Annotated in this window: 9 protein-coding genes; 2 read left to right on the top strand and 7 right to left on the bottom strand. The window is 59.0% G+C overall.

The window, feature by feature from the left end; all coding sequences use genetic code 11:
- Positions 1 to 28 precede the first annotated feature (28 nt).
- Together JNB88_RS30310 and JNB88_RS30305 are read left to right on the top strand one after the other, a co-directional pair.
- Positions 29 to 595 carry a DedA family protein gene (locus tag JNB88_RS30310; RefSeq protein WP_220358721.1) on the top strand — a complete coding sequence of 189 codons (567 nt, stop codon included), beginning with the start codon at positions 29 to 31 and terminating at the stop codon, positions 593 to 595.
- Between the two features lie 221 nt (positions 596 to 816).
- Positions 817 to 2,127, top strand: coding sequence for a hemolysin family protein (locus tag JNB88_RS30305; RefSeq protein WP_037129928.1), 1,311 nt, complete (start codon positions 817 to 819; stop codon positions 2,125 to 2,127).
- A gap of 156 nt (positions 2,128 to 2,283) precedes the next feature.
- On the opposite strand, the gene fhuB is transcribed toward JNB88_RS30305, so the two are convergent.
- The 7 genes from fhuB to JNB88_RS30270 all read right to left on the bottom strand — a co-directional run.
- Positions 2,284 to 4,266, bottom strand: a complete 1,983-nt coding sequence (gene fhuB, locus JNB88_RS30300) for a Fe(3+)-hydroxamate ABC transporter permease FhuB (protein WP_220358720.1) — start codon at positions 4,264 to 4,266, stop codon at positions 2,284 to 2,286.
- 7 nt (positions 4,267 to 4,273) lie between these two features.
- A complete protein-coding gene (locus tag JNB88_RS30295) occupies positions 4,274 to 5,155 on the bottom strand; it encodes an ABC transporter substrate-binding protein (RefSeq protein ID WP_220358671.1) in 882 nt (293 codons plus the stop codon).
- A gap of 63 nt (positions 5,156 to 5,218) precedes the next feature.
- Positions 5,219 to 7,402 (bottom strand): TonB-dependent siderophore receptor, encoded by a 2,184-nt coding sequence (locus JNB88_RS30290; RefSeq protein ID WP_220358670.1) that lies wholly within the window; start codon positions 7,400 to 7,402, stop codon positions 5,219 to 5,221.
- Positions 7,403 to 7,565: 163 nt separating this feature from the next.
- On the bottom strand, positions 7,566 to 8,450 hold the full coding sequence (locus tag JNB88_RS30285; RefSeq protein ID WP_037129933.1) for a helix-turn-helix domain-containing protein: 885 nt from the start codon (positions 8,448 to 8,450) through the stop codon (positions 7,566 to 7,568).
- A 79-nt stretch (positions 8,451 to 8,529) separates the two neighbouring features.
- Positions 8,530 to 10,248 (bottom strand): ABC transporter ATP-binding protein, encoded by a 1,719-nt coding sequence (locus tag JNB88_RS30280; RefSeq protein ID WP_220358669.1) that lies wholly within the window; start codon positions 10,246 to 10,248, stop codon positions 8,530 to 8,532.
- A 211-nt stretch (positions 10,249 to 10,459) separates the two neighbouring features.
- A complete protein-coding gene (locus JNB88_RS30275) occupies positions 10,460 to 12,133 on the bottom strand; it encodes an ABC transporter ATP-binding protein (protein WP_220358719.1) in 1,674 nt (557 codons plus the stop codon).
- The coding region (locus tag JNB88_RS30270; RefSeq protein ID WP_220358668.1) for an acetamidase/formamidase family protein at positions 12,133 to 12,672 on the bottom strand (540 nt) is incomplete at its 5' end. The genes JNB88_RS30275 and JNB88_RS30270, both read right to left, overlap by 1 nt.

The raw sequence follows: 12,672 nt of genomic DNA, 5'->3' as shown, positions 1-12,672 counted from the left end.
ACCGGAGGCTTAGGCGTTGCTGGAAGAGATGATTGGCACGTACGGTGTTCTCGCCGTTTTTTTTGGTGCAGCGATCGAAGGGGAAACGGCCGCCTTCCTCGGGGGCGTCCTCGCCCATCGACAGCTTATTCCCTACTGGCAAGTCGCCTTGGCGGCTTGTCTCGGATCGTTTGCTGCCGATCAGTTCTTCTTCGTGTCAGGTCGATATGCCACGAGGTGGTCCTACGTCCAGAAGCTTCTTGGATCGGAGCCGCTAACGCGGGTGACGCGGCTTCTTGAAGCTTACCCGACAGGATTTATTCTAGCGTTTCGCTTCATCTATGGAATCCGAACAATCAGCCCGGTGGCAATCGGCATCTCGAAGGTGTCCGCGGCGAGGTTTCTCGTGCTCAACGGTGTTGCCGCCATCATCTGGGGCATTTTGATAACCGCTATTGGATATGCGTTCGGAAATGCTGTTGAGGCTCTATTGGGTCGGTTGCAGCTTCATGTGCACTTGCTGATCGCACTGGTCTTCGCGTCAATCACCATTGTCGCCGGTTGCTATGCCGTGAGACGGAGGGTCGCAAGGCATTCCGACCGCAGCCAGGCTTGAAGTTGTCTGCCATCCACGTCTGTTTTCGTAAAGCCATGGTAGGCAGTTAGTGAGCGTCAAAATGGATGGCCCTCAGGTTGTGGGCCGGGTTACCATCCCTTACTACCCCATCTACTACGGCGACAGGCGAGTAAACATTTACCGGAACCTGTTGGAAGTGCTGGTGTTCTGCGGGAGAATGCCTATGTTTCGCGTAGTTGTGAATAATAAGGTTCCCATTTTTGCTCCTCGAGATTTCAATCGTTGCCATTCTCACCATCCTCAACGGCGTCCTCGCGATGTCCGAGCTCGCGGTGGTTTCCGCGCGGCCAGCGCGCCTCAAGGTACTCGCTGACCAAGGAAGCCGCGGGGCGGCAATGGCGATCCGGCTGGCAGAGGAGCCCGGGCGCTTCCTTTCCACCGTCCAGATCGGCATTACCCTCGTCGGCGTGTTGTCCGGTGCTTTCTCGGGCGCGACACTTGGTGCCCGACTTTCTGGCTGGTTGAGCACCCAAGGCTTGTCCCAAGGCGCTGCCGATGCCCTCGGCGTAGGTTCGGTGGTCATGGCGATCACATATCTGTCGCTCATCGTCGGCGAGTTGGTCCCGAAACAGATCGCGCTTCGCGCGCCCGAGGCTGTCGCCAGCAAGGTTGCGCCGGCGATGATGCTTCTCTCCCGCCTGGCTGCGCCGCTTGTCTGGCTTCTTGATGCCTCCGGTCGCACTCTCCTGAAGCTTCTCGGTCAATCGGGCAAATCCACAGACATCGTCACTGATGAGGAAATCAAGACCGTGCTCGCAGAGGCGCACAGCGCAGGCGTCATTGAGACGGAAGAGTCCGCGATGATCTCCGGCGTTATGAGATTGGCCGACCGAAATGCCAGGGCATTGATGACGCCTCGCCGCGACGTGGAGGTGATCGATGTCGAGGACGGCTTCAACGAAATCCGAGCCCAGCTTCACCGAACCGCCAAGGCGCGCTTGCCTGTCAGGACGAACAGTTCGGACGAGATCATCGGGGTTCTCCTCACAAAGGATTTCTACGATGCGCTCGCCACTTCCGGCCATGTCGATATTGCTGCGCTCGTGCAGCAAGTTCCGATCGTTTCAGATTTGTCGGGTTCGCTTGATGTTATTCAGGCCATTCGGCGTTCACCGTGCCATATGGTTCTCGTTTATGACGAATACGGCCATTTCGAAGGCGTCGTGACCTCGGGTGACATCCTCGAAGCCATTATGGGTGCGGTTCAGGAGGATGCGCTTGGGGAGAAGGCGATCGTTCGACGTCACGACGGCAGCTATCTCGTCTCCGGTTGGACGCCGATCGACGAGTTCGCTGACTTCATGGGATTCCAGGTCGGTTCCGACCGGGATTATCAGACGGTGGCCGGGCTCGTCCTCGAAGAGATGAAGCACCTCCCCGAGGTCGGCGAGAGCTTTGTCATGAACGGATGGCGATTTGAAGTGGTCGATCTCGACGGGCGCAGGATCGACAAGCTGCTCTTGAGTGCGGAAGTGCCGTCCGACGACGGCGGGAGTCGAACTCTGCAGTAGTCCCACGGAGATCGGGAAAAGCGGTTCGAAATCGTGGGGGGCGCAGAAAATTATGGCTGATCAATTGTTTGCGTAGAAATGCTCATGCCAGCTTTCCACTGTTGCGCGTCGCATGACCTAACGGAATGTGTCCGACGGGACCGACGAGGGTGAGTATCACCCCGACGCGCCGTTGCGCCTGCGGGCGAGCAGCCAGAGGAGATATGGACCCCCGATCAGCGCGGCAAACAGGCCGACAGGGACCTGGTAAGGGTAGATCACGATACGCGATAGCCAGTCGGCGAAGACGAGCAGGCAGGCTCCCGTCAGCATGGCCGCGAGAAGGTGGTCGCGACCACGATGAAGACCGAGCAGCCTCGAAAGATGAGGTGCGATGAGGCCGGTTAGGCTAAGCGGTCCGATCAGAAAGGAAGCGATTGCCGTCATGAGCGCGGCTAGCATCGCAAGCAGGAGCCGAACCGGTGTGACGCGAACGCCAATGCTGCGCGCAATCCCGGTGCCAAGCGGCAGTATGGCGAACCAGCGCGTCATCAGGAAGAGCGGCGTTGCCAAGACGATTACGGAGATGATCGCCGTCCACGCCTCCAAATTGCCTGCTCGACTGGTCGATCCGGAAATCCAGTTCAAGAGGATGTAGCTTCGCATGTCACCCTGCGCGAGTACCATGCTGATGATCGCCAGGCAGAAGGCACTGATGGCAACGCCCGCAAGCAGGAGCGCCTCGGCGGACAGACCTGCACGCCGGGCGATTGCGATCATTATGAGGAAAGACACTAGGGCACCCAGCGCCATTCCGCCGATCATGATCGGCGGGGAAGGGAATGCGAACAGGAATAGCGTCACGGTCAGGCCGGCACCTGCGCCGCTGGAAACACCGAGCACTTCCGGACTTGCCAGCGGATTGCCGGTCATGCGCTGCATGAGAAACCCAGCTGCGCCGAGCATGGCTCCGGCGCCAACGGCGACAAGGACGCGAGGGAGCCGGAACGGAAGAAGGTCAAAGAAGAGACCGCCGGTCGCAATATTCCAACCACCTTCGGTTGGGCCAATTGCGACAGCGCCAGCAATGGCCGCCGTCAGCAGCGCACCGAGAAACAGCATTGTTGGCACTGACCGGGAGTTCCGTCGAACGGCCGGATCGGATTTGGCCGCAACTTCCGCTCGGCCACGAATGCGCGGGAGCAGCCAGAGTAAGAGGGGGCCGCCGATCAGTGCGGTCGCTGCGCCGGTCGGTGCCAGATCCGAAAAGCCAGGGCCTAGCAGCTGCGTGAGGCAATCAGTCAAAAACAGTAGCGCTGCGCCCGTAAGGGGTGCGCCGGTCATCACCTGCGCCGTGGTTCGTGCACCGCAGAGCCTTGCGATCGCTGGTGCCGCAAGCCCGAGGAAGCCGATGATGCCGACTGTTGCCGTCACTGAGGCCGAGAGCCAGACCGCAAGCAGCAGAATAGCGAACCGCACGGTATGCAGCGAGATTCCAAGGCCTTTGGCGCTGGCATCGTCCAACGCAAGCAAATTGAGCGGGCGGAGCAGCAGCAGCGCGCCCAGCAGGCCAGCCGCCAACCGGGGTGCAAGCGACATCACCCCACTCCAGTCTTGCTGATTAAGCGCACCGGCACCCCAGATATGGATCGACATTGCATATTCACCGCTCGCAAGCACCAGAGTGACGCTGAGCGAAGCGGCGACCATGCTTACGATCATGCCGCAGATCGCGACGGTCACCGGATCGAGACCTCGGCGCCAGGCCAATGCAAGCACAGTCACGATGGCGCCAAGGCCGCCGGCAAAGGCGACCAACTCTCGCGACAATCCTAAGAGAACTGGTGAGAAGTGCAGGCCGAGCGTTAACGCGAGTTGCGCCCCCGACGCAATTCCGAGCGTCGAGGCGTCCGCTATCGGATTGCGCAGGACTCGTTGCAGCAGAGCACCTGCCAGACCAAGAGCAGCACCCGAGATCAGTGCAATGGCGGCGCGTGGCAGGAGGCTATCCCAGAGCAAAATCTCGTCCAGAGCGTCAGCCTGTCCGGAGGCGTCAGGCACATGGGGACGCAGCAACAAAAGCAGAATGAAGAGCGTGGCGCAGGCAACCGCGAGGACAATGGCGGGTATTGTCGCTCCAACGGAAGGCGCACGAACCATAGGCGGGCTAACCGTTTTTGACACGCAAGAACCCTTCGGCGAGAAAGTCAGCGAAGCGACTTGCCGCAGGAAGCGCCCCGTAAGGATTGATCGATCCTGTCGTCAGTACGCGGCCTTCGCGAACGGCGGGGAGGGCTTTCCAGAACGCACTGCGCGTCAATGTCTGGTATGCGTCTTGTGGATGCGGTGGGATAAGGACGATCCATGCATCCGGCATGGCCGCCAACGTTTCTATGCCGACGGGCGCCGTGGCAGAGTAGCTGGTGGCACCTTTCCACGCGTTTGAAAGACCAACGCGGCGCAAGACATCGCCGAACATGCTATCAGAACCGAAAACCCGATAATGGCGTGCGTCGCCGAGGTTGATCGGCAGAACTGGCCGCCCGTCTGTGGCGGTTGCAAATGTGGACTTGTAGGCTTCCAGCTTGGCGGAGAGATTTTCCACGAGGGGTTTCGCCGCTGGGGTTTGCAGACGCTCTCCGATCGCTAGTGTTGCCTGTTCAGCCTTACCATACGGGCGCTCACCGGGCACATATATCGTGTGACTGTCAATCGTCGCGATCCGGCTCATTAGCGGATTGGCCCAGGCATAGAAGTTTGAGTTGAAAATCAGATCGGGGCGAGAAAAACGCAAAACCTCGAAGTTTGGCGTTCCGCGAAGTCCAAGATCGGCAACGGCGGATGGCACCTCCGGTGTCACCGCCACCTGACGGAACTGGCGCAACTCGGTTGCAGCGACCACGTTGGCGCCGATTGCAAGGAGCGTTTCGAGGAGCGCCCAATCGAGGGTGGCAACGCGTGTCTGCGAAGACTGCGCACAAGCGCTTCCAGCGGCGAGTGCGGCTGCTCCAGCCACAAAGGCCCTGCGTGTGAGACGTGGAGTGTTCACATCCAACTCCAGTTGCGTAAGGAGGACGCAATTAGCGCCTCAGTCTGCAATGCAAACAATATGTTACCAGACCTTGCTGAGCTTGAATGTGAACGTACGGGCGTCGCCATATCCGCATGCGCCCACGCCGCCGCAGCTCTCCACGTAGACCTTGTCAAAGACGTTGGTGACGTTGAGCGAAGCGACCCAGTCGTTCTTCGTGTAGCGGATCGCCGCGTCCACGAGTGCTGCATCCGGAACCTTGAGCGTATTGGCCTCGTCGGCCCAGGACTCTCCCTTGTAGCGTACGCCTGCTCCGAGGCTGAGGCCTTCCAATGTGCCCGTTGTGACCGTGTAATCGAGCCAAAGCGAAGCGGTGACATCCGGTACGATATACGGAGTCTTGCCCACGAGGGCGGGATTTGGATCGTTCTTGGTGACCTCGACATCGTTATAGGTAAATGACCCAAGGACCTTCCAGTTGTCGTTGAGGTTGACCTTACCCTCGAGCTCGACGCCTTGCGATTTGACTTCGCCCAACTGGTCCTGCCATGGGGGTACTGCTATCGAGACAACGTTGTTGCGCTTCTTGATATGGAAGACCGAGGCCGTGAAAGTGGCGTCCATGAAAGTCGGTTCATACTTCACGCCAGCTTCGAACTGCTCGCCCTCTTCCGGTAACAGCGGACCTTGCGCGCCAAGTCCGACCAAGGGGTTGAAGAAGCTTGCAGCGCTTATGTACGGCGTCACTCCATTGCTAAATTCATAGGCGAGCCCGGCACGGCCGCTCCAGGCTCCTTCGGAGCTGGTGAAACTGTTTGCCGGTGTGAGTCGATTGTCGAAGTCCGTATGGACAAAGTCGTAGCGGCCGTTGAGGGTCAGCAGCCAGCCGTCCCCGAAGTGGACTTGGTCCTGGGTATAGAAACCCAGCTGGTTCATCGTGATGATTTCGTTGTACAGCGAGCCCAGCGTTGGTTGCGGCTGGCCGTAGTTCGGATTTAGTACGTCGAGATTGCCGTTGTAGGGCTGGGGCGGGAAGCCGGCGCCGAACACAGAGCTCTGGACGTTGTCAATGCGGTAGTAGCGGTAGTCGATGCCAGCCATGATCTCGTGCGTCGCTCCGCCAAGATCAAATTCGTTCTCGACGCGATTGTCCCAGGCGACGTTATCCGCGCTGGTGTCGCCCTCGAAGCCGATCCGCTGAAGTTCGGTTTGCGTCGCCCACAGATAGGGGTACGGACCGAACTCGTATTTATTGAGATGGCCATAGCGGAAGTTCGACGCGATCTTCCAGCCGCCATCGAACTCGTGCTCGAATTCGTAGCCGACCATTTCCTGATTATAGCGTCCGGTGTCGAGATCGGGTTCACCAGCGAAGAAGTCGCGGCGGATTTTTCCGACCCCGGGCCGGTCGACCACGGTGCCCTCATAAGGAAAGAAGCCGTTGCTGGTATGCACCTGGTCAAGCCCGCCCGCATAGGCCCAGACGGTAAGCTTGGTGGCTTCGTCCGGTGATATAGTGAGCTGCGGCATGAGGAAGCCGCGGAGGTCGTGCGAGTAGTCCGAATAGTTATCGCCACCAGCGATCTTGCCGGTCAAACGATAGCTCATCGTATCACTGCTACCAACCTTGTCCGAGAAGTCGAAGCCACCGAACCCGTTGCCGTTACTGTTGATGCCGGTTTCGGTATAGTAATACGGCTCGTCAGTTGGACGCTTCCGCACCATGTTTACGATGCCGCCTGGGTTTGAGCCGCCGTAAAGGACGGAGGCGGGTCCCTTCAGGACCTCGACACGCTCCAGCATGAAAGGGTCGATCTGAAAGCCGCCGAAGCCGTAGCTAAACAGGCTGAGACCGTCCAGGAAGACGCCGGTCTGTGTCGCGTTGAAACCGCGAATGTAGAACCAGTCCGTATCAGGATCCGTACCATATGGGGCTGCCGTAACGCCGGCGGTGTAGCGCAGTGCTTCATCCACCTTGTTGACGACGCCGCGGTCGTCGAGTTCCTGCCTTCCGATGACGGAGACCGACTGTGGGATCTCGTTGAGTGGCGTGTCGGTTTTCGAGCCCGTCGTCGTTTCCTTGGCGACGTAGCCCTTCACGGGGCCGATCGCACTGGCATCGGCGTTTTTGCTCTGCACGACGATTGGTGCGAGTGCCGTGTCGGCAGTCTGCGCTTGCGCGGCCCATGCGGCGCACATTCCGATCAGCGCTACGCTCGCACTCAGAACTCGCCGCTTGCTTTGGAAACCTTCTACTTCATGCATTCCCGGGACCCCGCTCGTACCACCTGCTGCCACTGGCCGAATGCGGCCCCGCAATAAGGTGAGCGATTAACTCAAATTTAATTCCCGGGCTTGGCGTGATCTGCGCTGATTGAACGATTTTGGGCAATTCCAAAATTCGTGGACAAATCCTTGCAAAAATGCATCACCCAAGCTTCGACTTTTGCCAGCGCGCAGGCGTCGTTCCAACGTGTTTGCGGAAAGCTCGGGTGAAGTGCGCCTGATCGGAGAACCCCGTTTCCGCAGCAATGGCGATCAGGGCCTGCCTTTTGTCGCACAACAATTGCTTGGCGTGCTCGAGCCTGGCGTTCATCTGCCAATCATGTGGAGTTAGACCCGTGGAGGCCTTGAACGAATGGCTGAAATGCGATGGGGATAACCCGGTCAGATCAGCCAGTTCCTGGAGGCGGATGCTGCGTACGCAGTGCTCTTCGATGAACTCCGTGGCGCGGCGAAGTTGCCAGGGCGCCAGTGCCCCGCGCTTGCGCTCCGGCGTTTTGGTCATCTTCAAGACATCGATCAAAAGGGCGACCGCAAGTCCGTCGCCATAAAGGTCATGCAACGGAGAGGGACTGGCGATTTCGGCCGCAATCAGTTCGGCAAGCGCCATGATACGCTGGTCAAAGAACAGCAGTTTCGGATCGCCTAGTTTCTGTGGATCGATCTCTTCCATCAAACGCTGACCGAGGATATCGGCATCGAAATGGATATCGAGATGGCGTATGGACTGCACGTCCCTGATATCCACCCAAAGGTCCATTTCGGCCGGAATGTAGGAAATCGGGCTCGCCTGTCGGTCCTGTGGGCTGCCGGCGGCGCGTGACGAAAGCTTGACGGATGGACGACCGCGGCCGAAATGGTCGAGGAGAATGAAGAGGCGTGGATCGCGGGCAACATAGTGTCCGCCCGCGTATGGACCGCATTCGACATCCCACAAATCAGCGGTTATGCCGTTCCAGTTTCGACGTCTGAGCCCGCCGATGACCGAGAAACCCTCAATCTCGTTCTGCATGCGCGGCTGAAATGTCATGGCGAAGTCCCGCTACAATAAAACATGTGTGTAATTATCAAGTTTATTGCGATGCATCAATCCTGACGTTTTCGCCGTTTCAGTGATTCCTCATTTGCGCATCATGAAGCCGGTTGTAGGCGCCGCGTCTGGCAATCAGATCAAGGTGGGTGCCCTGTTCGACGATGCCGTCACCCTCGATGACGACGATCCGGTCAGCACCCTGGATGGTCGCCAGGCGATGGGCGATGATCAGTGTGGTGCGACCCTCCGACAGTTCTGCGAGCGAACGCTGAATTGCGCGTTCTGTTTCCGTGTCGAGAGCGGAGGTCGCTTCGTCGAGAATAAGGATCGGTGGGTTCTTGAGGAACATGCGCGCAATGGCGACACGCTGCTTTTGACCGCCCGACAGCTTGACGCCACGTTCACCAATCACCGTATCGAGCCCTGCGGGAAGTCCTGCCAACAGCTCCTCCAGTCGTGCCCTGCGCGCTGCCTCGACAATGTCGAATTCGCTGGCACCGAGCCGGCCGTAGGCGATGTTCTCGCGGATCGTGCCGCCGAACAGGAAGACGTCCTGCTGCACGATACCGATCTGCTGACGCAGGGATACCTTCGTCATCTGCCGGATATCCGTGCCGTCGATCGTGATACGACCCGCACCAACTTCATAGAACCGGGGTAGGAGCGAACAGATGGTCGTCTTGCCGGCGCCCGAGGGCCCGACGAAGGCAATCGTTTCACCGGCCCGGATCGTCAGGTTGACGCCTTTGAACACTGGTGCTTGCGCGCTATAGCCAAAGGAGACCTCATCGTAGACGATCTCGCCCTTGAGGTGGTCGACCGTGACGGCATCAGGTGCATCGGCGATATCCGGTTCAGTGTCGATGAGTTCGGTAAAACGACGAAAACCGGCGATGCCCTTGGGATATGTCTCGATCACCGAGTTGATCTTCTCAACCGGGCGGAAGAACACACCGACCAAAAGCAGAAAACCGATGAAGCCGCCAGCCGTCAGGTCGCCGGACAGCACAAAATAGGCCCCAGCGATCATCACCACCATCTGTGTCAGGCGCATGCTCATATAGCTGAGCGAGCTGCTCGCTGCCATCAGCTTGTAGGCGTCGAGCTTGACGCGCCGATAGCTTTGATTGTCCTTCTCGAAGAGCGCGCGCTCATGGGTTTCGTTGGCGAAGGCCTGTACCACCCGGATTCCGCCAACATTTTCCTCAATGCGCGTGTTGAAGTCACCGATCCTCTCGAAGAGACGCCTGAAATTGTGCGTCATGCGGCTGCCGAAGTGGCTGGTCACCCATGCCGTTAGCGGAACGACAACCGCCGTGATCAGCGCCAGTTGCCAGTTGACCGAAAACATCAGCAGCAGAGCGCCGGCAAAGGTCATGAGGGCGATGAAAAGATCTTCCGGACCGTGATGGGCGACTTCGCCGATTTCTTCGAGATCTTTCGTAAGCCGGCCGACAATATGCCCCGTCTTCTGGTTGTCGAAATAGCTGAATGACAGCTTTTGCAGATGGTTGAATGCTGCACGTCGCATGTCGGTCTCGATATTGATTCCGAGCATGTGGCCCCAATAGGTGACGACCGCCATGAGGCCAGTATTGACAATGTAGACGGCAAACAGAGCTGCCGATGTAAGCAGGATTAGCAACCACTCTTGGCTAAGCAGCAGCCGGTCAACGAAAAGCTTGACGGCCATCGGGAAACCCAGTTCGAGCAGACCGGAGACGATGGCACAGGAAAAATCGAGAATGAAAAGACCGCGATAGGGCCGATAGTAGGAGAAAAAACGACGCAGCATTTCAAACACTCGAAACGAAAAGGGGGTATGCGCAAAGCGCCCGGCCGCGACACCAAAATATGAGTTTGTTTCTCCATATTAGGGGCGCGCCCGGCTGGATAGTGCTTTGCCGAGCCAAATGCAACACGAAGAGCCGCAGAAGTGCCCTCATCAACCGACGGAAACCGTGCTCCGAGGATGATCATGGTTTTTGTTGCCGGTTTACTTGTCGCTAGGCGCTCGCCCTCACAGGAGCAGGCGGAAGCGTGGGAACAGCATCCATCAGGGTCTGGGTATAGGGGTTCTGTGGGTTCTCGAAAATGTCGCGCCTTGATCCTGCTTCCACGATTTTCCCGGACCGCATGACAGCAACCTTATGGCACATGCGCTCAACGACGGCCATGTCATGCGAAATGAAGAGGTAAGCGAGACCGTAAGTCTCCTGAAGCTCGAGAAGGAGATCCAGAACCCGAGCGCGCACCGATACATCGAGTGCTGCGACGCTTTCATCTGCGATGATAATGCGTGGCTCGAGAGCGAGCGCCCGGGCAATGCAGATACGTTGGCGCTGGCCGCCGGAGAATTCGTGTGGATAGCGTGTCGCCGCGTCTGGAGTAAGCCCCACACGGCGCAACAGTTCCGCAACGCGTTCCTGGCGGTCGGTTTTGTTGCCGATCCCGTGGATTACCATAGGTTCGGCGACCGCTGCGCCCACCGCCATGCGCGGATCGAGTGATGCATAGGGGTCCTGAAAAATCATCTGGGCTGCTCGCCGGACCGGCTGCATGTCACGCTGACTGCGTCCAGCGACGTTGCGACCCTCGATGACAACGTCGCCGGTGAAGGGAATGAGACCGAGCACGGCTTTGCCCGTCGTGGATTTGCCCGATCCACTCTCTCCGACGAGGCCGAGTGTCTCGCCGGGGCGAATGTCGAATGAAACATCGCTGACAGCCTGGACGGGCGGTGTGCTCTTGAGGAAACGGCTTCCTGGGTTGCCATAGCTGACGTTCAGACCGCGCACGGCCATGATCGGCTCGCCGTCGGGTTGCTGTGTCTTGCCCGACCTCGGCGTCACGCGGGGCGGCCCATCCGTTCCCGTCATTGCGCCGAGACGGGGGACGGCAGCCAGTAGCTGCTGCGTATATGCTTGCCTGGGCGTATTGAAGATTGCAGCCGACTGACCGTTCTCAACGATACGGCCGTGCTGCATGATGATGACCCGATCCGCCATTTCCGCAACGACGCCCATGTCGTGTGTGATCAGGATGATCGAAGTGCCGAACTCCGCCTTCAGTTCCCGCATCAATTTCAGGATCTGCGCCTGAACTGTGACGTCGAGGGCGGTCGTCGGCTCGTCCGCGATCAGCACCTTGGGGCGGCAGCTGAGTGCCATTGCAATCATGACACGTTGGCGCATCCCGCCGGACAATTCGTGTGGGAACTGCTTAAGGCGACGCGCTGGATCGGTGATCTGCACTGCATCAAGCATCCTCAAGGCAACGGCCTCGGCCTGTTCACTGCCCTGGTGCTCGCGTATCGCCTCCGTCAGCTGCGCTCCAACGGACATGACCGGATTGAGCGAGGTCATGGGCTCTTGAAACACCATGGCGACATCGCCCCCACGCACGCTGCGCATCGCGCGGTTGGAGAGCGTCAGCAGATCTCGCTCTCCAAGAATGATGTTGCCCGCCACGACGCGAAGCGATGCCTTGGGAAGCAGTCCCATGATCGCGAGCGACGTGACTGATTTGCCGGAGCCGGACTCCCCCGCGATACACAAGGTCTCTCCGGCGGCAAGATCGAAACCAATGTCCCGAAGCACCGGTTTGCGTCCCTCGGGTGTCAGAGCATCGACAGCGAGACTTCGAACAGAAAGAACGGGTACAGACGCGGCGGATGACATCACGCGAATACAATCCTCGGGAAGTAAAACGAAACGACCCAGTTCGGCTGGTCAACGATCTCGCTGATGCGCAGATCGCCGCAAACCGAGCAGAGCATGTAGGCGTCTACTGGGCTCAAACCGTGCTCGGCCGCCAGCAGGTCGATCATGCGCATAAGGCTTTCGCGCGCTCCCGTCATCAGGTCGGGGCCGATTCCCGTGGTGACTTCGTAGCCGGCGCCATCGAGATGGCGCGTGACCGGCTCCGTCGTGGTGAAACGCGGCGTTTGCAGGCGAGCGTCCTTCACGACTTCAATCGTTGCCTCCACATTCATCTGGCTCTCGATTGCAGTGCCGCAGACCTCGCCATCACCCTGGGCTGCGTGAGTATCGCCGATTGAGAATAGGCCGCCCTCGACTTCAACGGGCAGATAAAGTGTGACGCCTGCCGTCAGGTCACGGATGTCCATATTGCCGCCGACCCGGCGAGGCGGGACAACCGAATGGGTGCCGGGCTCTGCGGGCGCTACGCCGATGGTGCCGGCAAACGGCTTTAGTGG

This window comes from Rhizobium cauense, from assembly GCF_019511525.1.
Classification (GTDB): Bacteria; Pseudomonadota; Alphaproteobacteria; order Rhizobiales; family Rhizobiaceae; genus Rhizobium; species Rhizobium cauense.
Note: the sequence above shows the minus strand (reverse complement) of the source record. Positions and strands in the feature narration are given on the sequence as shown.